Annotated in this window: 21 protein-coding genes and 1 other annotated feature; of the genes, 2 read left to right on the top strand and 19 right to left on the bottom strand. The window is 51.2% G+C overall.

Translation table 11 applies throughout. The annotated features are described in order from the left end of the window. Nucleotides 1–19: 19 nt before the first annotated feature. The 9 genes from grpE to gpr form a co-directional block, all read right to left on the bottom strand. On the bottom strand, nt 20–631 hold the full coding sequence (grpE, locus tag J7E85_RS10460; RefSeq protein WP_215157527.1) for a nucleotide exchange factor GrpE: 612 nt from the start codon (nt 629–631) through the stop codon (nt 20–22). Between the two features lie 63 nt (nt 632–694). Beyond that, entirely contained in the window at nt 695–2,236 is a 1,542-nt protein-coding gene (locus tag J7E85_RS10455; RefSeq protein WP_215157525.1) for a TCP-1/cpn60 chaperonin family protein, read from the bottom strand. A gap of 13 nt (nt 2,237–2,249) precedes the next feature. Beyond that, nucleotides 2,250–3,284, bottom strand: coding sequence for a heat-inducible transcriptional repressor HrcA (hrcA, locus tag J7E85_RS10450; protein ID WP_215157523.1), 1,035 nt, complete (start codon nt 3,282–3,284; stop codon nt 2,250–2,252). 108 nt (nt 3,285–3,392) lie between these two features. Continuing rightward, nucleotides 3,393–3,854, bottom strand: a complete 462-nt coding sequence (locus J7E85_RS10445) for an N-acetyltransferase (protein WP_215157726.1) — start codon at nt 3,852–3,854, stop codon at nt 3,393–3,395. A gap of 76 nt (nt 3,855–3,930) precedes the next feature. Further along, the gene (gene hemW, locus J7E85_RS10440; protein WP_215157521.1) at nt 3,931–5,097 is read right to left on the bottom strand and encodes a radical SAM family heme chaperone HemW; all 1,167 of its coding nucleotides are present in this window, start codon (nt 5,095–5,097) and stop codon (nt 3,931–3,933) included. A 311-nt stretch (nt 5,098–5,408) separates the two neighbouring features. Next, nucleotides 5,409–7,226, bottom strand: coding sequence for a translation elongation factor 4 (lepA, locus tag J7E85_RS10435; protein ID WP_215157519.1), 1,818 nt, complete (start codon nt 7,224–7,226; stop codon nt 5,409–5,411). 88 nt (nt 7,227–7,314) lie between these two features. Then, the gene (locus tag J7E85_RS10430) at nt 7,315–7,722 is read right to left on the bottom strand and encodes a hypothetical protein (RefSeq protein ID WP_251035628.1); all 408 of its coding nucleotides are present in this window, start codon (nt 7,720–7,722) and stop codon (nt 7,315–7,317) included. Between the two features lie 113 nt (nt 7,723–7,835). Further along, on the bottom strand, nt 7,836–9,158 hold the full coding sequence (locus J7E85_RS10425) for a stage II sporulation protein P (RefSeq protein WP_215157509.1): 1,323 nt from the start codon (nt 9,156–9,158) through the stop codon (nt 7,836–7,838). A 166-nt stretch (nt 9,159–9,324) separates the two neighbouring features. Then, complete coding sequence (gpr, locus tag J7E85_RS10420; protein WP_215157507.1) at nt 9,325–10,326, bottom strand: GPR endopeptidase; 1,002 nt, start codon at nt 10,324–10,326, stop codon at nt 9,325–9,327. Between the two features lie 162 nt (nt 10,327–10,488). On the opposite strand from gpr, the gene rpsT reads away from it, so the two are divergent. Further along, nucleotides 10,489–10,761: a 30S ribosomal protein S20 gene (gene rpsT, locus J7E85_RS10415; protein WP_009590780.1), complete on the top strand. Its 273-nt coding sequence runs from the start codon at nt 10,489–10,491 to the stop codon at nt 10,759–10,761. Between the two features lie 230 nt (nt 10,762–10,991). Here rpsT and holA read toward each other — a convergent pair whose 3' ends face one another. From holA to J7E85_RS10385, 6 genes are all read right to left on the bottom strand, one after another. After that, nucleotides 10,992–12,011 carry a DNA polymerase III subunit delta gene (holA, locus tag J7E85_RS10410; protein ID WP_215157505.1) on the bottom strand — a complete coding sequence of 340 codons (1,020 nt, stop codon included), beginning with the start codon at nt 12,009–12,011 and terminating at the stop codon, nt 10,992–10,994. Between the two features lie 286 nt (nt 12,012–12,297). Then, a complete protein-coding gene (locus tag J7E85_RS10405; protein WP_215157503.1) occupies nt 12,298–13,566 on the bottom strand; it encodes a zf-HC2 domain-containing protein in 1,269 nt (422 codons plus the stop codon). Further along, on the bottom strand, nt 13,563–14,111 hold the full coding sequence (locus J7E85_RS10400) for an RNA polymerase sigma factor (protein WP_036644490.1): 549 nt from the start codon (nt 14,109–14,111) through the stop codon (nt 13,563–13,565). The genes J7E85_RS10405 and J7E85_RS10400 overlap by 4 nt, the downstream gene beginning before the upstream one ends. Before the next feature lie 186 nt (nt 14,112–14,297). After that, nucleotides 14,298–17,045, bottom strand: a complete 2,748-nt coding sequence (locus J7E85_RS10395; protein WP_251035627.1) for a ComEC/Rec2 family competence protein — start codon at nt 17,043–17,045, stop codon at nt 14,298–14,300. 95 nt (nt 17,046–17,140) lie between these two features. Next, nucleotides 17,141–17,659, bottom strand: coding sequence for a deoxycytidylate deaminase (locus J7E85_RS10390; protein WP_215157501.1), 519 nt, complete (start codon nt 17,657–17,659; stop codon nt 17,141–17,143). A gap of 48 nt (nt 17,660–17,707) precedes the next feature. Further along, entirely contained in the window at nt 17,708–18,376 is a 669-nt protein-coding gene (locus tag J7E85_RS10385; RefSeq protein ID WP_215157499.1) for a helix-hairpin-helix domain-containing protein, read from the bottom strand. 171 nt (nt 18,377–18,547) lie between these two features. Between J7E85_RS10385 and comER the strand changes: the two genes are divergently transcribed. Continuing rightward, nucleotides 18,548–19,390 carry a late competence protein ComER gene (gene comER / locus J7E85_RS10380; RefSeq protein ID WP_215157497.1) on the top strand — a complete coding sequence of 281 codons (843 nt, stop codon included), beginning with the start codon at nt 18,548–18,550 and terminating at the stop codon, nt 19,388–19,390. On the opposite strand, the gene leuS is transcribed toward comER, so the two are convergent. The 4 genes from leuS to J7E85_RS10360 all read right to left on the bottom strand — a co-directional run bounded on the left by leuS (nt 19,371) and on the right by J7E85_RS10360 (nt 25,431). Next, entirely contained in the window at nt 19,371–21,812 is a 2,442-nt protein-coding gene (gene leuS, locus J7E85_RS10375) for a leucine--tRNA ligase (RefSeq protein ID WP_215157495.1), read from the bottom strand. The two genes, comER and leuS, sit on opposite strands and share 20 nt — an antisense overlap. Nucleotides 21,813–21,900: 88 nt before the next feature. Next, nucleotides 21,901–22,161 (bottom strand) — a binding site (T-box leader). A 40-nt stretch (nt 22,162–22,201) separates the two neighbouring features. After that, nucleotides 22,202–23,083: an AraC family transcriptional regulator gene (locus tag J7E85_RS10370; RefSeq protein WP_215157494.1), complete on the bottom strand. Its 882-nt coding sequence runs from the start codon at nt 23,081–23,083 to the stop codon at nt 22,202–22,204. 84 nt (nt 23,084–23,167) lie between these two features. After that, nucleotides 23,168–24,241 (bottom strand): Gfo/Idh/MocA family protein, encoded by a 1,074-nt coding sequence (locus J7E85_RS10365; RefSeq protein ID WP_215157492.1) that lies wholly within the window; start codon nt 24,239–24,241, stop codon nt 23,168–23,170. 20 nt (nt 24,242–24,261) lie between these two features. Beyond that, nucleotides 24,262–25,431, bottom strand: coding sequence for a Gfo/Idh/MocA family protein (locus J7E85_RS10360; RefSeq protein WP_215157490.1), 1,170 nt, complete (start codon nt 25,429–25,431; stop codon nt 24,262–24,264). Nucleotides 25,432–25,449: the final 18 nt, after the last annotated feature.

Raw genomic sequence — 25,449 nt, 5'->3', positions numbered from 1 at the left:
AACGACTATCGAAAGTCGCTCACATGCTCACTTTAACCATCGCAGGTCTCAATACTTTGTCTTTTAGCATATACCCCTTCTGCACTTCCTCAACCACGATGCCTTCCTCGTATTCATCGCTTTCCACCTGCATGATCGCTTGGTGATACTCCGGATTAAACGGCTCGCCTACGCTCTTCATCGCCGTCAAACCTTCGGTAGCGAGGACCGATTCCAACTGGCGGAAGATCATGTTAACTCCCTTGGAGAAGGATTCAAACTCCGGATTTTCCTCGGATGCCTGAAGCGCACGCTCAAAGTTATCGATGACAGGCAGAAGCTCTGTAATCAGTTTGGAAGAAGCGTATTTGCCCAGATCTTCTTTCTCCTTCTGTGTACGACGACGGAAGTTATCGAAATCCGCTTGTACTCGCAGGGTACGCTGCTGGTGCTCCATCACCTCGGCCTGAAGTTTCTCAAGCTCAGCTGAACCTGCTTCATCCGCCGAATCCGTTACAGGAATCTCCTGTTCGGGATTTACGGCTTCCTCCGCAGACCCACTCTCACCCGAGTTTGGCGTGTTCTCCAAAGTTTCTTCCATCGTTTCTTCTGTAACTGTATCTTGAACGGCATCCTTATGCTCATTATTCAAGACGCCTTCACCTCCTTCATATTCTAAAACAGACTGTCTGTGATTCATTTTATCCCGTATGGGTTATTCGCCTATTTCTTTCATCTTGATGACGTGATGAATCCGCAGCACGGCTGCAGCAACTTCGCCGGCTGCCCGCAGGCCATGAAGTTTGACCGGAGCCGGATCCAGCACGCCCAGCTCCTCGTAATCAACAACCCGGCCGCTGTCGCAATCAATGCCCATGCAATCAGAGTCTGCACGGATTTGCGCAGCGCGCACTTCTTCCATCTTCTCGAGTGGATTGTAACCGGCATTGAGAAGTATCTGCGACATCGGCTTGCGCAGCGCGGCCGAAACGGCTTCCATACCGAAGGCTTCCATGCCTTTCTGAGCCTCCCGGATCCGTTCCAATTCGTAGGACACCGCGAGCTCGCTTGTCCCGCCGCCCGGAAGTACCCCGCCGGAAACGGCAGCCTGCAGTGCCGAGGCCGCATCTCCCGCAATTCTGGCCGCCTCACCTACGACTTCCGAAGTGCTTGCCCCAACAATGACCGTCACAATACGTTCCCGGTCCTGGCTGCCGCAGGCCAGCCGGATTTTCTCAATGCTTTCATCGTAAGCGACACGCGGGGTATCACCCAGAAGGGCTGCAAGCTCCTTCGAGTCTTTATGTAACGCCTTCCGGCGTATGGGAGTAGCTCCCGTCATGTCGCTTACCCGGCGCAGATCCGCACGTGACACGCGCGGCACAACCATCATGCCGTGATCCAGGCAAAACTGCTCTGCATCCGGATGGATGCCTTTTTCAAGCAGGATGAGTTTTACGGACAGTTCGGACAATCTCTCCAAATCTGAAGCGAACACTTTTCGGAGGTCCATATATTGGGCAAATCCGGTTTCGGTTGTGAGGGCCTCTTCATCGATCTCATCTGGTTCCAGGGAATCAAACAGCACCAACACTTTTGCATCGTCATACGACTTGGACTCCCGGGCGAAGATCGGCCGCTGCCGGAGCAGAACCCCCTCGAACACTTCATTCTCGGCATTCTCCAGAGCAATTATACTGTCTGCGAGCGAGTAGGAAGGATCCTGAAGACGGGTGATTCCGGCTTTCCGCGCGGCTTGCATAATCAGCTCCACGATGTCCTTCCGTTCACGCCCAGCAACGTACACCGTCCGTTCCAGAAGCGGATCATCCAGCCCGTCAATCAGCCGAACCCGCTTTGTTAAGAGCTGCATCGACTTCTCGATCCCCTGACGAAGCCCCTCCACCACCTTGGAAGCAGGCACCCCGCGGGTTATGCGGGAAACCCCTTCCTGCACGAGTGCGCCTGCAAGCACGGTAGCCGTTGTGGTTCCATCGCCGATTTTCTCCTGCTGCGCTCTTGCCACCTGAATGAGAAGGCGGGCTGCCGGGTGGGTGACATCCATTTTATCCAGAATCGTCACCCCATCATTGGTAATGACCACTTCGCCGCGGGGACCCACCAGCATCACGTCGAGCCCCTTGGGACCAAGCGTTCCTTCAACAGCGGACGTGACGGCCCGGACGGCATTACTGTTGTTCAATAGCGTAGAATAACGTTCATCTCCGTCCACTTGGCTATGTTGTCCTTGGCTCATCTGTCTCACTCCTTTATTTGTACCAGTGTGACAGCAGCCTCGTCAGGTCATGGGATAACACATTCAAGATGCCGATCACCCGTGCATATTCCATTCTTGTAGGACCGAGAATACCAATCGAACCGAGCGCTTTTCCGTCTATTGAATAAGTCGCTGTGATCAAACTGCAATTGGAAATCGCCTCATGCGTATTCTCCGTACCGATCTTCACTTGGACACCATGCTCACCGGGAGCGGGAGCCATGAGTTTCAATAGTGCGGGGGTCTGCTCCAGAAGCTCAAAGATTTCCCTTACCTTATCAACATCCTTGAACTCCGGCTGATTCAGCATGTGGGTCGTGCCGCTGAGATAAACGCCGCGATGGTCCGGTTCATTGTTAAGGGCGATATCCAGCATACTCATGAGATCTTCATAATGTGAAATATGCCGCTGCATTTCCTCACCAATCTCCGTATACAAACGGGTCTTGAGTTTATATAGAGGCACATTAACCAGCTTCTTGTTCAGAAGATTTACCACTTGCTCCAGATCCGAAACGGACACACCCTGCGGAATCGAAACAATTTTGTTCTCGACTTGCCCTGTGCTGGTGACGATGATGGCTACCGCTTGATCCTCATGGAGAGGAAGAAGCTGGAAATGACGCAAAGACGTATGAAAAACTTCCGGTCCCAGCAGGATGGAAGTGTAATTAGTCATCTGAGACAGAATGCCCGCTGTATGCTGTATCATCTGCTCCATCACGTTCAGCTTTTCTGCAAAAAAGGATTTCATCATGTGCAGTTCCGCAGGGTTCAAGGAAAACGACGACGTGAGATGATCAACATAATAACGATATCCTTTATGTGACGGAATTCGTCCAGCTGATGTATGAGGCTGCTCCAGAAATCCGAGTTCCTCCAGATCAGCCATCTCGTTACGAATGGTTGCCGGACTGTATCCGACATCCCCGCGTTTGGAAATGCTTCTCGAACCAACCGGTTCGGCAGAACGGATATAGTCATCCACAATGGCATTCAAAATCATGCGTTGACGATCTGTTAACATGTCGCTCCCCTCCTTGCTGACTGCTTATTTTCTCTTTCGTTAGCACTCATCGTCATCGAGTGCTAACCGATATAACAAAAATACCAAACCGACCTGAGGATTGTCAAGTCAGTTCAGTACTTTAAGAACAGCTATTTCGTCACAAGCATGCTGCTTCTTGCAGTGAACGCAGTCGGTCCACACCTTCTCCGGAAAAATCTCCTTCTCCACGACGGCAAAGCCGTTTTTGATGAAAAAGGATACTTCATACGTCAAGGCCATCACTTTCGGAAGCTCACGGCGTTTCGCTTCCTCCAGAAGGGAATCCACGAGCATGGAGCCGATTCCTTGCCCTTTATAACCATCAGAGATGCCGAGTGAACGAATCTCCACCAGATCATTTCCCAGCTGACACAAGGAACCGCAGCCGATCACGTTCCCTTCGGATTCGGCCACAACGAATTCCCCGATTTGTTTCTCCAGCACTTTTTTGGACCGGGGCAGCATAATCCCCTTTTCCGCATATCCCTGAATCATCTGATACAGCGGCCCGACATCTTCTAACTTCGCCTTTCTGCATACCGCCGACATGGTTGTCCGTCTCCCCTTTACACGCTCCGTCATGTTATGAATAAATATACAACAGAGCGCATATAAGTTCAATAGATTAATTTGCCGTCAAACTGCCTATAAATTCAGCGAACACATCGTTGCCGAACAGAATGCCTTTACTGCTCAGTTTATATCCGTCCTCCGTAGAATCAAGAAGTCCCGCACCCACCATTTTATTCAGCGGCCCGGCGAATACTTCTTCCATGGAAGTTCCGAATTGCTGCCGGAACCGGCTGCTCGAAACGCCATCCAGCACTCGGAGCCCGACCATGAGGAAATCCTCCATCGCTTCTTCCCTTGATACCTCAAAGCTCTCCAATCGCGGAAGTCCGTGATTCGCTGCTTCATTATATGGGTTGACGCCTTTGATGTTCACATGGCGCTGACGACCGACGTATCCGTGCGCTCCTGCACCCAAGCCATAATAATCCTCGTTGCGCCAATACGTCATATTATGCCGACTTTCAAAGCCGGGTTTGGCAAAATTACTGATCTCATACTGTTTATATCCGGCTGCCTTCATCCGCTCCATTAATAGAAGATACATATTCAGCTCGTCCTCCTCATCCGGAAGCGGCAGCTGGTTTCGCTGGTACATCGTATGGAACAGCGTATTTTCCTCAACCTTTAAGCTGTAGATTGAATAATGCGGAAGTCCAAGCTCTAGCGCCTTATCCACGCTTTCCGCAAGCATGTCCAGCGTTTGGTTCGGAAGTCCGAACATCAAATCGATGGACATGTTATCAAAGCCTGCGGTTCTGGCGTTCTCGAGACTTCGATACACATCATCCGTATCGTGAATCCGGCCGATGCCGGTCAACAAGCTGTTCTGGAAGGCTTGCACCCCTAAGCTGATCCGGTTCACGCCGCCTTCGCGCATGACGGACAGTTTCTCCAAATCCGTGGTGCCGGGATTCGCTTCCATCGAAAATTCAATACGATCGGACCATTCCGGAAAATGGCGCTTCACGCTTTGCAAGAAGTATTCCATTTCATTTGGCTTCAGCACTGTAGGGGTCCCGCCGCCTACAAAAATGCTTTTGATTCGTCCCGGCGAGTTGGCCTGGACAGTTAGCTCCATCTCCTTATCCAGCGCGCGCAGATAATCCATCACCGGCTGATCCTTCAACACATAGGAATTGAAGTCGCAGTAAAAACATTTATTGGTACAAAACGGAATGTGAATGTACACTGCTTCCGTCCGTTTATCGTTTGCCGTCATTCTTTTCTTGCCCCCTCATGTACACCTCTGGCATGACTTACTTTAAGTGCGAGTTCAAAAAGTCAGGTTTTCAGCACCGGAAGGCCCGGCTGAATTCAATATTCGATGTCGATTAAGCTTCATGTGCTGCTTCGTGATCAAAAGATGACTTTTTGAACAACCTCTTTAAGTAACTTCATGGAAGTTCCTTCTCTACTATAACGCTATGCCTCTTGGAATGAAAGAAAGGAAAGCCGAGAATCGGCTTTCCCATCATTTATTTCATAAGGCTATACACATAGGACCAGTCCAGCCCATTAACTCATGCAAAATTACTTGTCGTCAATTTTCAATACCGCCATGAAAGCTTCCTGCGGCACTTCGACACTGCCGACTTGTTTCATCCGTTTCTTACCTTCCTTCTGCTTCTCAAGGAGTTTCCGTTTACGGGAGATGTCACCACCGTAACACTTGGCAAGAACGTTTTTACGCATTGCTTTAACCGTTTCACGGGCCACAACCTTGGTACCGACGGAAGCTTGAATCGGCACTTCGAACATTTGACGAGGAATCAGCTCGCGCAGCTTCTCGCAAATCAACCGTCCGCGGTGATAGGCACGGTCCTTGTGCACGATAAAGGACAAGGCATCTACTTGCTCGGCATTAAGCAAAATATCCATTTTGACCAGGTTGGATCGACGGTACCCGGATAGCTCGTAATCGAATGAAGCATATCCTTTGGTGCTCGATTTCAACTGGTCGAAGAAATCATACACGATTTCCGACAACGGAATTTCATAGGTAATGGTGACGCGCGTTGTGTCCAGGTATTCCATATTTACGAATTCGCCGCGTTTATTTTGGCAGAGTTCCATAATCGCTCCAACATAATCGTTCGGAACGATAATGCCTGCTTTAACATAAGGCTCTTCGACATAATCGACCTTGCCGACCTCAGGATAATGAGACGGGTTATCGATCTGAATCTGCTCCCCGTTTGTCAGCGTAATGCGGTAAATAACGCTCGGCGCCGTCGTAATCAGCGGTATATTAAACTCGCGTTCAATCCGCTCCTGGATGACATCCATGTGCAGCAGGCCCAGGAATCCGCAACGAAAACCGAATCCGAGCGCGCTGGATGTCTCTGGCTCAAAGCTGAGCGATGCATCATTAAGCTGCAGCTTCTCAAGCGCCTCGCGCAGATCATTGTAGTCTGACGTTTCGATTGGATACAGACCACAGAATACCATCGGGTTGATTTTGCGGTAACCCGGAAGCGGCTCGGCCGTTGGACGCTTGGCATCCGTTACCGTATCACCGACCTGCGTATCGCCAACGCTCTTCATGCCAGCCACGATGAAACCGACATCGCCGACGTTAAGCTCGTCCACGCTGGACATGCGCGGCTTAAACGCCCCCACCTCAATGACCTCGAAGGTTTTGCCGGTAGCCATCATCTTGATCTTGGAACCGGCTTTGATACTTCCGTCAAGAACGCGCACATATACGATGACACCTTTGTAAGGATCATAATGGGAGTCGAAAATCAGCGCTTTCAGGGGTGCTTCCGAATCGCCTGTTGGCGCTGGTACTTTCTGAACCACCTGCTCCAGAATTTCCTTGATTCCGATACCCGCCTTGGCGGAAGCTAATACGGCATCGCTGGCATCCAGTCCGATGACATCCTCAACTTCCTGCTTCACCCGCTCGGGATCGGCGCTTGGCAGGTCAATTTTGTTAATGACAGGCAGAATTTCGAGATTGTTATCCAGTGCCAAATATACGTTGGCCAACGTCTGCGCTTCAATTCCCTGTGCAGCATCAACGACGAGCAGCGCGCCTTCACAAGCAGCCAGGCTTCGAGATACCTCATACGTAAAGTCGACGTGCCCTGGAGTATCAATCAGGTTCAATATATACTCCTCGCCGTCATCTGCTTTGTAATTCAGGCGAACCGCCTGCAGCTTGATGGTAATCCCGCGCTCTCTCTCCAGATCCATCTGATCCAGTACCTGCTCTTGCATTTCACGCGAAGTTAATGCACCCGTAAATTCCAATATACGGTCAGCAAGCGTCGATTTCCCATGGTCTATATGTGCAATGATACAGAAATTACGAATTTTTTGTTGTCTTGCTTGTACGTCTGTCATGCCTAACCCCCAACAACCACCAGATGTTTGAATCAACTTATTATACCAGTTGAGGGGATGCACAGCAATGCTGAGAATAAAGGTGAATTTATTCCGCGATCGATCCGAACATCGACACGACCCAGCGGATGCTTTTGTCAGACAGCTGCTGGAGCAGTCCTGCCGTCTTGTCGGCAAGGACATCGGCAGGCGGTTGCGAGCGTTCGGGAAGCAGGATGTCGCTAGGCGTAAGCTCATATTCAGGTAGTGTTTTACGAGCATCTTGTTCTAGAACAGCGGACTCTGATAAGGGAGGATTCTTGCGTGTCCCTCCCCATCCATTCCCTTGGGCAGCCCCGCCTTGCGGATTCTGAGCATGGTCTTGCTGCACAGTTTGCACGGCGCCTGTACCGTCTGTCGGTACGGGCGCCTTTGCCCCGCCAAGCTGCATGCCGACCAATATGCCGATGCCTGTCCATATGATAAGAGCCACAAACCGTTTTCCCATTCTTGACATCACTGAGTCCCTCCCTGATTTACCCGTTCAATCTTGCTCCGTCGTTGCCGCCAAGCTGTTAGCCTGCTTTGGCTGCTTCACCCTCTGTGCCTTTTTTGCTTCCGCCCTTGGTTTCATCCGGAAACGGACTGCTTCTTCGTTTGATCATTGTCTTTTTTCACACTGGCTTTCTCCGCCTCTTGCTCCTGCCAGTACACATCTGCAATGATGTCCGCCAACGCTTCAGCTGTCCGCTGCAATTCCTCTTTCGTATTATCGATGCCCCCGATTTCGATCAGGATGCTGTTCGGCGACAGGGATTGGTTATATTCCCCATTCCCTTGATCCGCTGATTTACCCCACACGCCCCGAGACACCCCGGGATAGGACCGTTCCAGCTTGGCATTGATTTTGCTTGCAAACGCCTCGTTCTGTCTCCAGTTCTCGTTCGCATGTCCGATGATGAAGTAAACCTTGGCATAGTTGACGCCGTTTACGGTTGCTGTCGTTTTGTTATACCGCTGCGAATCCCGATGGATATCGATCAGATAGTTAATGCCGTCGTTCTGGGACATGGCCTCCATGACCATCTGACGCGAGTATTTATAAGAAAAGTTGTAATTATACCCTTCAATGGTAGATTGATAGTCACTTTGATCATGCAGGGTGCCAATCCCGTTGGCTTCAAGTCTTTTGCTCAGCAAACTGCCTACCAGCATGACGTTCTTGCTCGGGGATACCGCCCCCGGATTATCGGAAGGATGTGTCAGCAGCGGGTTATATGCTTCCTGCGGGTGTGAATGATAGATGAGAACGGCTTTCTTTCCATTCGTAGACTTTCCATCCTTGGAGGTGCTTCCAGGATCGTTCTTACTGCCGGGCTCGTCCTCCGTGCCCTGACCCGGGACATCCTCACCGTTTTCCTCATTGCCGATATCTCCCCGCCCCCCTTGTGGCGGCTCTTCTCCGGCATCAGCAGGATCGCCCTCTGCCTGCCCCTCCGCGGGATCCGGCCGGTAATCCGCTGGTGCCTCCCCATCCTCGTTACCGGACCCATGAGACAGCTGTACCGGTTGATTTGCTTTCATGCCAGGCAGTTCTCCTGCAAGAAGGCTTTTTGGATCCCTCGGGTTCACACTCGTCAGAAGTTCAAAGACGAAGGTCGACATTTTCTCGCCAGAGAAGCTTGAGGTCTCTTTGGAAGCCGTCATATGCGGCATCTCCATGCCGATCATATCAATGAAAAAATGGCTGGATAACGAAGCGGCCAATCCTTTCATTGATGATACGGGCGAGGAATTCATCCGCTGTTCCGCCATCCCTCCGAGCCCTAGTAAAATAAAAAATATAAGAGAACCTAGCATTAGTATAATGAGCGTTCGACCCATGCTCAGACCTTCCATAACCTTCCGTTTCAGTCTGGCAATATTCCAGATGCGAAATTTGCGATTGTTCATAACGATGCCCTCCTCGGTTCGCCGGGAGCTATTTCGGCCATCATTCCGCCGTTCCCGCGACTTGTGTAATCTCTTATATTTCAAATCTATGAACCGGGGAGAATCGATAGAACTAGATCCATGAAAAATATAAAAGCTCCGATAGATTCGGAGCTTTCATGCTGGGTTAGTGCGTGTACGCACCTACATTGCCGGGATCCACAGCCTCATGCAGCGCTGCGTTCAGGCCGGTTGCCACGATATTGGCGATGTCCTCTATAAATTCGTCAATCTCCTTGGGCGTTACGATAAGGTCATGGCCCAGCGGCTCCAGCACCTCCTTCACCAGTGCGAGGCGATCACCTTCGGGTATATCATGGAGCATGCCCATAATTTTGCCCGTCTCCGGCGCACCTTCACCAAAATGGGATTTCATGAGCTCAATGGCGTTATTAACGATGGTGGAAGCATAGCAGACGGTCGGAACTCCGATCGCAATGCAGGGGACCCCGAGAATTTCCTGCGTCAATCCCTTGCGCTTATTGCCGACGCCAGAACCGGGGTGGATTCCGATATCCGCAATCTGGATGGTCGTATTCACCCGTTCCAGCGAGCGCGAAGCCAGAGCGTCAATAGCGATGATCAGTTCGGGACGGGTTTGCTCCACGATGCCCTGAACCGTTTCGCTCGATTCAATGCCTGTCAGACCGAGAACGCCTGGCGCTACGGCACTAACCTGTCGATAGCCTGGCGCCACCCGATCCGGCATAAGCTCGAAAAACTGTCGGGTTACCATCACGTTCTCCACCACCAGCGGTCCCAGGGAATCCGGCGTCACGTTCCAGTTGCCGAGCCCGACAATGAGCACGCTTGCCTTGGGTCCGATCCCGATCCGGGACATGAATGCCTCAAACTCACGAGCGAAGACAACAGATACTTGATCCTGAAGCCCCGTATCCCCCTTGCGAAGATCGGGCACCTCCAACGTGACGTAATGGCCCTTTACTCTTCCAATTTGCTTAGAGGCTGCATCGTTCTCCACGTCCAGCCTTGTAATCTTGATTCCGTCCTCCTGCACCACATCCTCCATCACACCAGGAATGGGCGCGCCCCCTTTGCCTCCCGCCAGTTCTCTTGATTCCACCGCCAGGTCCGTTCGGACCGAGTATTTTTGCAGATCCAGATCCATAGAAATTCACACTCCTCCTCATATTGCTAGTAGTGTGCGAGAGTAGGGGAGAGATTATGCAGAAGTCCGAATGAGTATTGCTTTTTGTCCACCCCCATGCTAAAATATTTTAAGTTGTGAATCATTTCGCTCTATTGAAATGCCTTACAGGAGGTGAATGTAATGCCAAACATTAAATCCGCGATTAAACGTGTAAAGACAAATGACAAACGCCACGCGCTTAACATTTCTCAAAAATCCGCGCTTCGCACAGCTGTTAAAACTGCTGACGTAGCGTTGAACGGTACAGAAATCGAAGCTGCTAAAGTTGCTTTCCAGGCTGCTTCCAAGAAGCTTGATAAAGCTGTAACAAAGGGCCTGATCCATAAGAACGCAGCTGCCCGCAAGAAGTCCCGTCTGGCGAAAAGACTGAACGCTCTTACGTCGCAAGCGTAAGTAACGTTTGTTGAATACGACATGGAAAAAGCCCTGAACAGTTCACACTGCTCAGGGCTTTTTGTGATACGTTGATCGACGTACTCTTCTCGGTAGACAACCGCATATAGCGGTTTTTTTCTTGCAAGATCAGGTGGGTACGCCTCTGAAGTTCATGCTTTCTGATCTCTAAAGAAAAAGAGCGTACGACTGCTCCCGCGGCCGTACGCTCTTAACTTGTTGCGGGTGTGTTAAGCCCCAAGCCGCAGCAAAAACAATTCGATCCCGAGCACCTTATCCACGGCCCCGGTCTTCATCTGGTAATCCAGATTCGCCAGATGGTTCAGAATGCCTTCAAGACGTGCCGTCTCAAACTTGCGGGCTTGCTCGCCCGCAATCTTCACCGCATAGGGATGCAATCCGATCTGGGAAGCAATTTGCTGCTGCGAGTAGCTCTGGGTAGATAGAGTCTTCACCTGCAGAATAATCCGGAACTGTCTGGTGATGAGCGCCGCAATCTTGATCGGCTCCTCGCGCTGCTTCAGCAGTTCATAATAGATTCCGAGCGCCTTGTCCAATCGGAGATTCGCAATATCCTCTACAAGCGCAAACACATTCTGTTCCGTGCTGCGCGCCACCAGCATATCCACGGTTGCGACATCAATCACTCCGCCGGCACCAGCATATAAACACAGCTTTTCGATCTCACCTGATAATGCCTGAAGACTGGTTCCCGCATTTCGCACGATCGCCTCCGCCGCACCTTCTCGCAGTGTGCAGTTGCCTTTCTTCACCTGCTTGTCCACCCAGCGAAGCAGATCCTCCCCGCCCAAAGGCATGAAGGACAAGGCAACCCCTGATTTCTTAACTGCCTTGACTACCTTTTTGCGTTCATCCAGCTTTTCTTGTCCAACCATAAAGACAATCACACTATAATCAGCGGGATTGGTCAAATAATCCAGCAAAGCCTCTGGACGATGATCCACTTTCCCGTTATCTTTTGCTGCGGTAAAAAAAGCCGTGTCCCTGACCATGATCAATTTTTTCTGAACCATAAATGGAACCGTCTCCGCTTCTTCAATGACGGTTTGAATCGGAACCTCCCCTAAATCCATATGAACAAGCGCAAAATCACGGTCTTCTTTTGGGATCAGCTGGGCTTCCAGAAATTCAGCGAATTCCTTCATTTGAAATTTCTCGCTGCCATACAACAAATAGACGGCAGACACATCTCCCTGCTTAACCGCCTTGGCCGCCGCTTTGGCATCCATCGGCGTCCCCCCTTTCTACTCTGTACACTATACCAAAAAAGAGTGCCTGAATGCGATAGACGACAAGCATAAAAATGAAATCATCCACACGAAAACAAAGAGACCTCGGCTTGGCAGCGGCAAGGTCCCTTCGTCCCAACACATCTATATAAACGCCGGCAAGTATGCTCTAGAAACACCTCGCCGTCGGTCATACGACGGTAGTTGGTATAATGCTCTCTCTAATATATAGTGTATTCATATCTCCCGGCATTGGTGCACCGATTGTATATATCTCTGAATATTTCTATTGTTTAGGCTGCTTCTGCCCCGTAGTCGCCGGAGGCTGAGGCTTCTCAATGGAATAGACGGATTCAACCAATTCGTTATTCGTCTGCACCTTGTACTTAAACGTTAAGCCGTCCTCTGACCATTGACCGGATACCCAGCTTCCGCCGAGCGGAATCGTCTCAACCGTTTCAACCGCCTCAGGCGAGGTTTGGCTTCCCGATGGCAGGCGATAGATAATCAGATGATCGGCTTCAAGCGAAGCTCGGTAGAGACCGTCCGGGGACGACCACTGTTCCGGTACCATCGCCAGTCCTTGGTACGATCCGGTTGACCTGTCGGATGATTCCGTGCTTCCCGTGCCTGCATCGCCGGAAGGATCGCTAATTGGAGGCAGCATCTCTGACGAGGTATCTGCCGATTCCGTAGGCGAAGTCTGGGCATCCATGGTCTCAGAGTCCTGCTCAGGTTCACTGGCGGGAGGGTCAGACGGACTTGTGGTATCGTTTTTTGATCCCTCATTGTTGCTCTTTGCAGGCTGGTCTGATGCTTGAGGTTCCCCATTATCTTTCTTCTGGACCGAAGTATCGGGTGCTGTAACATCTTTCTTGGTGCCGTTAGCCCCATCCGATGGTTCCGGCGTTGCCTTCGTTTCATTCGGAGAAGACTTAGAATTGGCTTCCAATGACGATTCTGAAGGCGAACTCCGCAGATTTGCGGATGGATCGCTTCCCTCATCCGATGCGCCACCCGACTCCGTGCCGCCTTCGGCGGCAAACGGCTGAGCGATTTCCTGACTCTGCGTTGCAGCCGAGTCGTCATTCGCCCCGGCACTGGTCGTGCTTGCCTCTTCGTATGGAATCTCCGCATCGGATAACATCTTCGGTTCATTATTTAAAATAGCTACGCTAAAAATAAGTACAGCGGCAGCGGCACCGATAGCCGTTCTTCCGCCAACCGTGCTCCACCAGCTTCCCGCACGTCGCGGACGCCGCATTTCCGGCATCATTTCGGCGGGCTCCTGGCTTTTCACAGAAGGAGGTACGACAAGGTTCTGGCGTTCACGGTCAATGGCATCCAGTCTAGGCATGATAGCGTCTACCAGACTGACAGGCGGGGTTACGGCCGGGAGATCCTCAAGCTCTCTGTTCAATGATTTCAATATATTAAAGGTCTCCGCACACATGGGGCACACGGCAATATGCTGATACATTTCGGCCGTCTCCTCCGAAGTGAGATCCCGGTCCAAATACCGGTGCATACGTTCCACCACCTCTTGGCAATTCATCCTGATACACCACCTTTCTGATGCTCTTGGAGCATATTCTGCAGCTGCTGCCTGGCCCTGAACAAATAGGATTTCACCGTATTGAGCGGGAGGTTCAGACAATCAGCAATTTCGTTGTAGGATAGATCCTGCAAATACCTTAAGACAATGACCGTGCGATGATGATCCGGCAGTTGATTAATGGCTTCCTGAATATCCTGAGCCAGATATCCCGACATCACTTCCCGTTCTACATCGAGATTATCCCGAAACACCAGATCATGTTCATCGATGGAAACCGTCGGCTTGGTCCTGCGGAATTTATCAATGCATATGTTGGTGACAATCCGCTGGACCCAAGTTTTGAACTGAGCCTTCTCCTCGTAGGAGTTAATCTTCGTATATACACGTATAAGTGCTTCCTGGGCTGCATCCATAGCATCCTGTTCATTGTTTAAAATGTAATAAGCAGTTCGGTAAACATGTTGCTCAATTTCTCGCAATAGGGTGATTAGAGCGTCGCGATCGCCCGATTGAGCGGCTCTTATGAGTCCCTGCTCCACCACAGTGGATCCCCCTCTCCCTGCATACATACAGACGGATAGAATTAAAAAAATGTTGCAGTATGTAACCTATTATTTTTTTAGGAAACTTCATCTAACTATACCAAATATAAAGATTATAGTCACCGCTGCATTTTCCTATAAAAGATCATACTACGAATCTATGTCTCAAGGACAGCGGGCTACTTTTTATGGAAGCTTCGTACGCGTTTCAATATGTCCATCCTTGATCCTCATCTGGATTTCACCGTGAAGGTTGGTCTGATAGATGAGCGTCGAGGAACGTTCCAACCGTCCGACCACATCCGGATGAGGGTGGCCGTACATATTGTTGACGCCAGCGGAAATAACCGCTGCCTTCGGCTTCCATGCATTCAGCCATAGCGCGGATGTCGAGGTTTTGCTTCCATGATGGGCAACTTTCATGACATCAATCCGGTTTTCGGCAGCAGCGCTCCGTGAAACGAAATCATCCTGTGAAGAACGTTCCTCCAGGTGCAGCAATATATTATGTTCGGCAGCTTGGTCCGTGTCACCCGTAAATAAGAACCGGCTGCCGTTCATCTGAAGGACAAATACTAGTGAAGCATGATTCTGCTCCTTAATCAACGGTAATGGTTTTATGATTTCTCCACTTTCTGGGAAGATAGGAGCTAAAAATTGGATTTGCGTATGACTGTCAAGCTTCCATACTTCCCGATCCACTCCAGCCTCGTAAATGGGAATGCGCTGCTGAACGGCGGTTAACATCAGTTTCCGGAAGGAAGCGGAGTCGGTCAAGGTCCCGTTGAATACAACCGATTTTACGGGGATTTCCTGCAAAACAGCCTGAAAGCCGCCTATATGATCCTGGTCCCCATGGGTCATAATGACAGCCTCAAGCTGGTGCACGCCCCGTTTTTTCAACAATGGAACCACCACTTTCGCTCCCACCTCATACGGAGACTTACGTTCTTTCCAAGTATCCTTTTCCTTACGAAAATTCACCGTGCCACCACCGTCAATGAGAATATGCTTGCCCTCAGGTGTTGTTACCAGTATCGAATCTCCTTGTCCTACATCCAGGAATTGCACCAGTCCCGCTCCGTGCATGGACGGAGATTGATAGCCGCCGTACAGTAAAAGACCCAAAGCCCCGGACAGAAGGACAATCGCGGATCTCGTTGCATAGCGTTCGATATAATCACTGGCGCGAAGAAAACCCCTCCATCGCAACGCACCGACACATCGATCCACAAGCGGAAACATGCCTGTCGCCCTAGACGAGCTTCCTCCAATATCCAAGGGTACGCGTCCTTCCAACGGAACTGTATCATCGGACCCGCTTCGCTCTCCTCCGCGATTTTCGGATCTCTTCTTCAGAATGGACAGCAATGAATACAAAACAACAAAATAACACAGAATCCAGGCTATCGACGGGGATGGCCACAATGTCATAAACACGGATGAACCATTCATCCAATCAACGATTTGGAACGTCATTTGGTTTAACCATTCCGTTACAGCTGCCAACCAGCCGGCTCCACGCATCCACACCCACCCCATCAGCAAAGACAACATTCCTAGCGGAAGAACGATAAGGCTAATGACCGGAACCAGGAGCATGTTGGCGAAAACAGAAATCAGCGACACCTGGTTGAAATAATAAATGGTAAGAGGAAAGGAGATCAGCTGCGCTACGACCGTGACTCCAACGGTTCCCGCAAACCAGCGGGGCAAAAATGTCAGCAGCGGCACCAGCTTCGGCACGAATATCATCAAGCCCGCAGTCACGATGAATGACAATTGAAAGCTGACGTTAACGAGAAAATACGGGTTCCACAGCAGCATGACGAGCACGGCAACACTAAGAATATGCAGTCCATCCTTCAAAAGCCGACGCCGTGCGGCATACAAACCGATCACCCCCATGATGCCGGCACGGACGATAGAGGGACTCGCCCCGGTAAGCAGGACATAAAAGGGAATCAGCCACATGACCACAGTCAGCGAGGTCTCCCTCGTCATTCGAAGGGTGGTGCATATGAATAAAAGACATCCTACGACCACAGCCACATGCATGCCCGATATCGCAAGAATATGAGTCAATCCCAGCCGCGAGAACTCCATAAATGTATCGGGATCCAGATCATCCCGATTGCCAATGACAAGTCCCTTCATATAACCCGCGTGGATTCCGCCGTACAATTCATCCAGCTTGCCCCCAAGCTTATAGCGAACGGCATCAGTCCATCTTAGAATATGACTTAAATTCCAGCTGTCAGGCGGGGTGACCCCCGCTTGGTCAGAGCCTTTCACTTTGATCATCCAATGAATTTTCTGGGTTCGCAAATATTGAGCATAATCAAATCCGTCAAAATTACGGGCTACTCCAGGTTTTTGCAGCTCTCCCGTCAGCTGGATCCGGTCCCCGCGCTGCCATCGGTTAACCCTCTCCAGCTCCCTTTTATCCAGCAGTTTTACTTGAACCCTAACGATATCATCTGTCTTCAGCATGGTCCCGTTATCCGGATTCGCTTGTTTTTGCGGCACCGGAGGTTTTGCTAGCATCAGATCAGCTTGCTTCAGGGCAACATTGAAATCCGCGCGGTCACCGTCTACTTCTATAGGGGATGTGATTACACCGAACGCAGTAACCGGAACGGTGTCCGTCGATGTCTCCCCGGGGAGGACCGACTCGAAATCACTTACATTTGCCCCATCATGCCATTCCCAATAAGTACATGACACGCACAAGGAGAACAGCATGCAGAGCGTAAAAAGACGCCCCGCCACCGCCAAATGACATACAACAAGCAGTATGAGAATCAGCCCGGCTGCAATCACAGCCAGCCTCCATCCATCGTACAGGCATGCAGCACCGCTGCCGATTACCCATAACACGGTAAACACAAGTAACGGCCTTCGCCTCATGATTTGAACAAATCCCTTCATCATTAAATAAAAAAAGAACCATCGCCTGCAGATCGCAGTCAAAGGTCCTTCCTCTGAGACTTTCTATTCATTTTCTTCCATAGCCTTATCTTCATGAATCATTCCGCTACCGTCATCAAGGTTTCTTGCGGCGGCTCATACGCTTCAAGCTGCCGGAACAAAATGCCCTTCTGTTCCATCATGCGGGACACCTTGCCCGAATCCTTCGGATAAGGACGGTGGAACACAACCTCGACAATGCCGCTGTTGGCAAGCATATTCGCACAGGTCCAGCAGGGCTCATCCGTCACGTACATCGTGCTGCCTTCCCGATCGATCCGGTCCGTGAATAACAGCAGATTCTGCTCGGCATGAATCGTCCGGATGCAGCGCTGTTTCTTCACCATGCTCTCCTTGCCGTCCTGTACGACCAATTCATAATCCTCAGCGATCATACAGCCCGCTTCGGAGCAATCAGGCACTCCCATCGGCGCGCCGTTATATGCCGTTCCGAGCAGCTTCTTCCCCTGCACCAGCACCGCTCCGACATGACGCCGCGGGCATTGAGAGCGGGTAGAAACCATAAAGGCAATATCCATGAAATAAGTATCCCAATCTTTACGTTGATCTGCACTCATCATCTGTCACCTGTTCCTTATCAATATCCCCTTTATTGTAGCACATAGCTAAAGTCCAACGTAAGGCTTCATCTTCTCCAGCATTTTGGGACCGATGCCCTTTACGTTCATCAAGTCCGCCTGACTTCGAAATGGACCGAACTGATTCCGGTAATCGATAATCGCCTTGGCCTTCGCCTCGCCAATGCCAGGCAGCTCCATGAGCGTTGCGGCATCCGCCGTGTTGACATTAATCAACCCGGATGAATCCGGAGCTGCTGGTTGCTGCACTACACTGTTAACAGGGGCTTGCTGCTGTAACTGCTGACCGACACCTTCAGCCTGAGGTGGAACCGAGGCCGAAGTAGATTGGCCAGAGGTTGAAGATGGGGCGATATGATCTGCTGTACTGCTCCCTGCCGCTCTTTGGTCTTGGTTTGGCATGGGCTCCTTCGCGTTATGTGCAGGCTCGATCTGCCCAGCCTGAGCGGTCTTTGCAGCATTTTTCACGTCCGCTTCGGGCTCAGCAGATGCTCCAGCCGGTTCCACGTCCTTATGCCGGGAATCAGCCCCAGATGTCTTCACACCCGCATTCTCTTCGGCAGCAACCACCTGCTCCAGCTGATCGTTTAGCGGCTGCCAGCCCTCGATCCCCTGATTCGTACCGCCAGCAAACAAGATGAACCCGCAGCCCGCAATCGTTGCGGCAAGACTCCAACCTAAAGATACTCGTCTCATCTATGACCTCTCCTTAATATCAAAGTTCATTTGGTACAAACCCAGGAATATTCTTCGGTTTCCCTACCGAAATCGCATGAAAAACCGTCATGAATCGGCATCTTCCCCGCATACATTAAACGTAAGGACGGTACATTTCTGCCGTAAAGCGCGAAAGGAGGGAACATACACATGAAGGTCGGTTTTATCGGTACGGGCAGCATGGGTAGTCTGTTGATCGATGCCTTCATTCAATCGGGCGCACTCCTGCCTGAGCAGATTCGGGTCAGCAACCGAAGCCCTGAAAAGCCGCTGCAGCTGGCAAAACGTCATCCCGGTCTGACGGTATGCAGCTGTAACACGGAGACGGCTTCTCAGAGCGACCTGCTCTTCCTATGTATCAAGCCGCTTGAATTCAAATCGGTCATCAGCGAAATCAAAGACAGGCTTGAAGCCCGGCAAATCGCGATATCTATCACGAGCCCGGTCCAATTGATCCATCTGGAATCGTCGCTGCCCTGCAAGGTGGCGAAAATCATACCGAGCATCACCAACTTAACCGGAGGCGGAGCATCGTTATGCATGTATGGTTCCCGAATAAAAGAAGAAGACAGGCAGCTTATAGAAAGCCTCCTGTCTTATATCAGCAGGCCGCTCGAGATACTGGAATCGCACACGCGAATCACTTCCGATTTCTCCAGCTGCGGGCCTGCTTTTTTAAGTTTATTCATGGAAAAATGGATCGACGCTGCCGTTGAATTGACCGGAATCGACCGCAGAACCCTTAATGCATTAGCCGGTGAAATGCTGCTTGGCACCGGCAAGCTGCTAACGGAGGAGGGCTTCTCCCCCGAACAGCTGCAAGAGCGGGTTGCGGTTCCCGGAGGCATCACGGCTCAGGCTTTGGCACTGCTCGATTCAAACCTGAACGGATTGTTCTACCAATTGATCAAAACCACACACGACAAGTATGAGGAGGATTTGGCAAAACTGGATGCTGCCTTCGGTTTTACGATTAACCGGCCACGATATTGACCAGTTTACCCGGTACGGCAATGATTTTGCGAATACTCTTTCCTTCCAGCGCCTGCTTGACATTCGGAAGGGAGAGGCTATGTTGTTGCATGGCTTCTTGGTCCATGTCTTTCGAAATTTTGGCACGTTCTACGATTTTGCCGTTAACTTGAACAACAATCTCAACTTCGGCCTCTACAGTCCAAGCCTCGTCATACTTCGGCCATGGCACGTAGGTTACGCTCTCCGTGTAGCCTAAACGGCTCCACAGCTCTTCAGCCAGGTGAGGAGCCAGCGGGGAAAGCAGCTGAACGAAGTTCTCCATCGCTTTGCGCGGAAGCTCTTCCGTCTTGTATCCCTCGTTGATGAATACCATCAGCTGGCTGATCGCTGTGTTAAAGCGCATATGTTCAAAGTCTTCGGTTACTTTCTTAATCGTTTTGTGCAGCGTACGTTTGAATTCGTCCGTACCCTCACCTGCCACGATTTTAGGGTTCAATTGACCATCGTCCCCGATGAACAGGCGCCATACGCGAGAGAGGAAACGATGCGTTCCTTCAACGCCGTTGGTGTTCCATGGCTTGGTCGCTTCCAGCGGCCCCATGAACATCTCGTACACGCGCAGCGTGTCGGCACCGTATTCGTTAACAATATCATCCGGATTGATGACATTGCCGCGGGATTTACTCATTTTTTCATTATTGTTGCCCAGGATCATACCCTGATTGACCAGCTTCTGGAAAGGCTCCTTCGTATCGACAACACCCAGGTCATACAATACTTTGTGCCAGAAGCGTGCATACAGCAAATGAAGTACCGCATGCTCCACACCACCGATATACAGGTCAACCGGCAGCCATTCCTTCTGCCTCTCTTTGGAGCACAATTCCTCATTATTACGCGGATCGATATAACGCAGGTAGTACCAGCAGCTGCCAGCCCATTGCGGCATCGTATTGGTCTCGCGGCGGGCTTTCATACCCGTTTCGGGATCTACCGTTTCCACCCACTCCGTAACGTTAGCCAGCGGCGATTCGCCGGTACCGGACGGTTTAATCTGATCCACATCCGGCAGCAGCAATGGAAGCTGATCCTCCGGCACGGTCTTCATCGTTCCGTCTTCCAGATGCAGAATCGGAATCGGCTCACCCCAGTAGCGTTGACGGCTGAACAGCCAGTCGCGCAGACGGTAAGTTACCTTCTTCTTGCCCTTGCCCTCTTGCTCCAGCCATTCATTCATCGCCTGGATAGCCTCTTCATTATCCAACCCATTCAGGAAGCCGGAATTCACATGCGCGCCACTGCCGCTGTATGCTTCCTCCTCGACATTTCCACCCTGAACAACTTCAATAATCGGAAGACCGAATTGCTTCGCAAACTCCCAGTCACGGCTGTCATGACCCGGAACCGCCATAATGGCTCCCGTTCCATAGCCAGCAAGCACGTAATCCGCGATCCAGATCGGCACTTTAGCGCCGTTTACCGGATTGATAGCGTACGCACCCGTGAATACACCGGTTTTATCCTTGGCCAGATCCGTCCGCTCCAGGTCGCTTTTACGAGCTGCTTGATCTTGATAAGCCTTGACGGCTTCACGCTGATCGGATGACGTAATTTTATCCACGAGGTCATGCTCCGGCGCCAGAACGCAGTAGCTTGCCCCGAACAGCGTATCTGGACGGGTTGTGAACACCTCCAGATGACCATCATAACCTTCGATGTCAAAACGAACCTCAGCGCCTGTGGATTTACCAATCCAGTTGCGCTGCATATCCTTCAGGCTCTCACTCCAGTCCAATTCATCCAGATCCTCAAGCAGACGATCCGCATATTCGGTAATACGCAGAATCCATTGACGCATCGGTTTACGTACGACCGGATGGCCTCCGCGTTCGCTCTTGCCATCGATGACCTCTTCGTTCGCAAGCACGGTACCGAGCGCTTCGCACCAGTTCACCGGCACTTCAGCCACATAGGCAAGGCCGCGCTTATAGAGCTGGATAAAGATCCACTGGGTCCATTTATAATATTCCGGATCGGTGGTGCTGATCTCGCGGTCCCAGTCATACGAGAAGCCGAGAGATTTGATCTGGCGGCGGAATGTATCAATATTTTGCACGGTAAACTCGCGAGGATGTTTGCCTGTGTCCATTGCATATTGCTCCGCTGGCAGACCGAAGGCATCCCATCCCATCGGATGAAGCACGTTGTAACCGCGCATCCGCTTGTAGCGTGACACGATATCAGTAGCCGTGTACCCCTCCGGATGTCCTACGTGCAAACCTGCGCCTGATGGATACGGAAACATATCCAGCGCATAAAATTTCGGTTTGGATGAGGTATCTTCCGTTTTAAAGGTTTTGTTCTCATCCCAGTATTGCTGCCACTTCGGTTCGATGGCCTGCGGCTGATAGCCATGGCCCGTTGGTTGATTGTCCGTCATACTTCATTGCTCCTCCTTCACAGTCGAGAGACAAGGCCTATGCCATTGCCCAAAAAACAAAAAAACCTCATCATCCATAGCGCTGATCGCTAGGGACGAGAGGTTTGATTCCCGTGGTACCACCCTAGTTAGCCAAAGGCATGCTTTGCCTTTCACTCCCTTTGCATCCTTATCGCGGATGAGACGACGATGCTTCAGCGGCCGAATCTGCCGGAGTACAGCCCTCCGACGGCCGGGTTAACACCATTGCTCAGAGGCGAGTTCATTCCTATCGTCAACCGGTTTTCACCAGACACCGGCTCTCTGCATGATCGAAAGTGGAACGATTGATCCTCATCATCGCGTTCATATTACCGTTTTAATGTGGCTATTATACCCAAAAAGTCCGATCAAGTCAACGAAAGCTCTTCTCCGCTTCTACGATAATATTCCGGTGTCGTCCCGACCATGGCCTTGAACATCCTGCTGAAATGAGCCAAATGCTTGAAGCCTGCCGCCTGGCTGATCTCCGTGATGCTGAGATGAGGGTGGAGCCTAAGCAAAATTTTAGCTTGGTTAATCCGCCGGTGATACAAATATTTAAACACCGTCGTTCCAGTAACCTCCTTAAACAAGGAGGATAGATAGTGCTTCGTAATATGCATATCGCGGGCGATTCGCTCCAGCGTCAGATCCTGCATATAATTTTCCTCGACAAACGACACGACATGCTGGACATGCCGCTCTTTCTCCGAGATGGAGTCCTGATCCTGCACAGCACCCTGACACCAGTCCGCGATGACGTACATCATCTCCTGAATACGCAAGGTCATTCGTTCCTGGCGAAAACCGGCCGTGGATGCCGAAAGGCGATGTATATCAGCCAGCATGCCTTCAAATTCGTCCCGGTTCGCCCCTGTCAGCGTCATGCGGTGATTGCGCAGCGTTTCGAAGGGGTCCAGCAATATCGATCTGGCCGTCTCCGAAAGCCCCTTGCAAATCCAGGCCGGATCAAAATGCAGAATGCTTCTGACATATCTGGAATCAGGCTCTACATTCGGACAATGAAGCGTAAGCCCGTTCATCAAGAGCAGATCCCCCGGCTTCAGCGTGAAAACGGAATCGCCGATCAAATAAGTGCAGCGTCCTTCATGGAAATAATAAATTTCATAAAAAGCATGCGAGTGAAACTGCCCTCCGGACAACGGCTGTTCATTGTAATAGGTCAGATCGAACGGCGCCTGCAGCTGCATGCGGTCAAAGCCTGGCATCATATCGGCAGATGAGGTCATCTAGAGAATCGCCCCTTTAGCGATTTTGGAGTTGTCTAATCCTCAACCCTCAACAAAGCGGGGTTTTCTCTATTATAAATGATTTTATGGAATGCGCACGGCCTCATTTTGGGCGATGACGCACAATTCTCCGGCTTTGAAGGCGTGCTCCTGGGACATGGCATGCTCCGTACGTTCCAGACAATCCAGGATAAGCTCTCCGAAGAATGGATAGCCCACCTTGCCTTGAAGCTCCATATGAAACTCTCCCTCGCCATTAACCAGGTACAGATGATCCCCTTGCGGATGCCTTGCGATATCGATGTATTTACGAAGCTCGATGTATCCTTCCGTACCCAGAATAAAGGTTCTTCCGTCGCCCCAGGTGCCAAGGCCTCCAGGTGTCAGCCAGTCGACACGGAAATAATTCGTGGCCCCGTTGTCTCCCACAAGCGTTGCATCTCCGAAATCCTCCAGCTCCGGGTAATCCGGATTCGCATAATTGCCCACCTTGCTGCTGAGCACCTTGGCATCGCGGCAGCCGGCAAAAAATAAAAACTGTTCAATCTGGTGGGAGCCGATATCACACAGAATGCCGCCGTACTGTTGATGACGGAAAAACCAGTCTGGACGGGAAAGCGCATTTAAACGATGCGGCCCTGTTCCCATCACTTGCACCACTCGCCCGATCGCCCCGTCCTGGATCAGCCTTCCTGCATGGACGGCACTCTCCACATGCAGCCGTTCACTGTAATAGACCATGTACTTCTTGCCTGTCTCCGCCGCCTTCGCGCGAGCAGCGTTCACCTGCTCCAGCGTGGTGAAAGGCGTCTTATCCGTAAAATAATCCTTGCCATGCGACATGACCTTCAGGCCAAGTTCGCATCGTTCCGAAGGAATGGCCGCAGCCGCTACCAGATGAACCTCCGCATCCTCTAGCACCTGTGCCTCCGACGAAGCGACGGTTACACTTGGGTAAGCCTTGCAAAAAGCCGCAACCTTCGCGGGGTCTGAGTCATACACCCACTTCAGCGTCGCCCCGGCCTCGATCAATCCGTTACACATGCCGTATATATGGCCATGCTCCAGCGACATGGCGGCAAACATAAACTCTCCGGGCTTGCACACCGGCTGGGCCTTGCCCACCGGCGCATAGAGCATTCCATTACTGCGGTCCATACCACATGCCTCCTGATTATTTAGTAGGATCCAAACGTCTTGCTCATATCCACCTGCCCGATCTCCTTGACCGTTTTCTGAGCGGAAGAATGTGTGATCCGTTCCTGCAGCATTTCGTAATACAGCTCTTCGTTAAGAGGCAGATCAACCCATTTGTCGGTCCAGGTGGACAGATGCATGGCATTGGACAGCGTCAATCCATGGATTCCCTCTTCACCCGGGGCAATCAATGGCGTTCCATGCAAAATAGCATCCGCAAAGTTCTGGATAATGCCGCTATGCTGCGGATTATCTCCCGAGATCGGCACCTCGCATTTCCAGCATTCCGGTTCGCCGAAGCCCCCGGTATACTCCCGATTGAATTCCGGCTCTGGCACACGGAGGCGCCAGAAGGTGAGCTTGCCGTCCTCGATGACGATTTTTCCGCGGTCCCCCGTCACTTCATATCGGTTAGTGCCCGGCGCTTCACCCGTTGTCGTAATAAAGACGGCCGTAGCACCATTCTCGTATTCCGCATAAGCCGTCACGTCATCTTCGACTTCGATATTCCGGTACTTACCGAAAGCGCAAAATGCACGAATTCTCTTTGGCATCATGCCGGTCGTCCACTGCCAGAGGTCCAGCTGATGCGGGGACTGGTTAATCAGCACCCCTCCGCCTTCTCCTGCCCAGGTAGCTCGCCATCCGCCTGAATCATAATAGCTCTGGGACCGGTACCAATTCGTTACGATCCAATTCATTCTCCGGACTTCGCCGAGTTCGCCGTCGGCAATAAGCTCTCTCAGCTTCTTATATAGCGGATTACAGCGCTGGTTGTACATAATTGAGAACACTTTGTCACTGGCTTCTGCCGCGCGATTCATTTCCCGTACCTGCTTCGTGTAAACGCCTGCCGGTTTCTCGATCAGGACATGAAGTCCATGATTCAGGCACTCGATCGCCACTTGAGGATGGGCATAATGGGGCGTAGCAATAATTACCGCATCTATCTCCCCCGATGAGATCATAGCGTCCGTATCACTCCAAATTTTTACGTCCGAAGGCAGCGTTGCCCTCGCTTCTTCCTGTTTGGCTGGATTCAGATCGCATATAGCGCTAAGCCGCGCGCCTTTGATCCGCCCGGACGCCAGCGATCTGGCATGCGAAAAACCCATCCCCAGTCCAATAACCCCTACTCTTACCTGATCCATATCTGTAGCCTCCTTCAA

Source organism: Paenibacillus sp. ISL-20 (assembly GCF_018613005.1).
Classification (GTDB): Bacteria; Bacillota; Bacilli; order Paenibacillales; family Paenibacillaceae; genus Paenibacillus_AQ.
Note: the sequence above shows the minus strand (reverse complement) of the source record. Positions and strands in the feature narration are given on the sequence as shown.

Bases quoted from the DNA above. Each gene is read 5' to 3' on its own strand.
- rpsT (WP_009590780.1), top strand. From the start codon at position 10,489: ATGCCAAACATTAAATCCGCGATTAAACGTGTAAAGACAAATGACAAA.
- hemW (WP_215157521.1), bottom strand. From the start codon at position 5,097: ATGACGGCAAACGATAAACGGACGGAAGCAGTGTACATTCACATTCCG.
- J7E85_RS10395 (WP_251035627.1), bottom strand. From the start codon at position 17,045: ATGATGAAGGGATTTGTTCAAATCATGAGGCGAAGGCCGTTACTTGTG.
- J7E85_RS10390 (WP_215157501.1), bottom strand. From the start codon at position 17,659: ATGAGTGCAGATCAACGTAAAGATTGGGATACTTATTTCATGGATATT.
- holA (WP_215157505.1), bottom strand. From the start codon at position 12,011: ATGGATGCCAAAGCGGCGGCCAAGGCGGTTAAGCAGGGAGATGTGTCT.
- J7E85_RS10405 (WP_215157503.1), bottom strand. From the start codon at position 13,566: ATGAATTGCCAAGAGGTGGTGGAACGTATGCACCGGTATTTGGACCGG.
- hrcA (WP_215157523.1), bottom strand. From the start codon at position 3,284: ATGTTAACAGATCGTCAACGCATGATTTTGAATGCCATTGTGGATGAC.
- J7E85_RS10430 (WP_251035628.1), bottom strand. From the start codon at position 7,722: ATGTCAAGAATGGGAAAACGGTTTGTGGCTCTTATCATATGGACAGGC.
- J7E85_RS10425 (WP_215157509.1), bottom strand. From the start codon at position 9,158: ATGAACAATCGCAAATTTCGCATCTGGAATATTGCCAGACTGAAACGG.
- lepA (WP_215157519.1), bottom strand. From the start codon at position 7,226: ATGACAGACGTACAAGCAAGACAACAAAAAATTCGTAATTTCTGTATC.
- J7E85_RS10445 (WP_215157726.1), bottom strand. From the start codon at position 3,854: ATGTCGGCGGTATGCAGAAAGGCGAAGTTAGAAGATGTCGGGCCGCTG.
- comER (WP_215157497.1), top strand. From the start codon at position 18,548: ATGAAGGTCGGTTTTATCGGTACGGGCAGCATGGGTAGTCTGTTGATC.
- J7E85_RS10455 (WP_215157525.1), bottom strand. From the start codon at position 2,236: ATGAGCCAAGGACAACATAGCCAAGTGGACGGAGATGAACGTTATTCT.
- gpr (WP_215157507.1), bottom strand. From the start codon at position 10,326: ATGGATCTGGATCTGCAAAAATACTCGGTCCGAACGGACCTGGCGGTG.
- leuS (WP_215157495.1), bottom strand. From the start codon at position 21,812: ATGACGGACAATCAACCAACGGGCCATGGCTATCAGCCGCAGGCCATC.
- J7E85_RS10385 (WP_215157499.1), bottom strand. From the start codon at position 18,376: ATGAGACGAGTATCTTTAGGTTGGAGTCTTGCCGCAACGATTGCGGGC.
- J7E85_RS10360 (WP_215157490.1), bottom strand. From the start codon at position 25,431: ATGGATCAGGTAAGAGTAGGGGTTATTGGACTGGGGATGGGTTTTTCG.
- J7E85_RS10365 (WP_215157492.1), bottom strand. From the start codon at position 24,241: ATGGACCGCAGTAATGGAATGCTCTATGCGCCGGTGGGCAAGGCCCAG.
- J7E85_RS10370 (WP_215157494.1), bottom strand. From the start codon at position 23,083: ATGACCTCATCTGCCGATATGATGCCAGGCTTTGACCGCATGCAGCTG.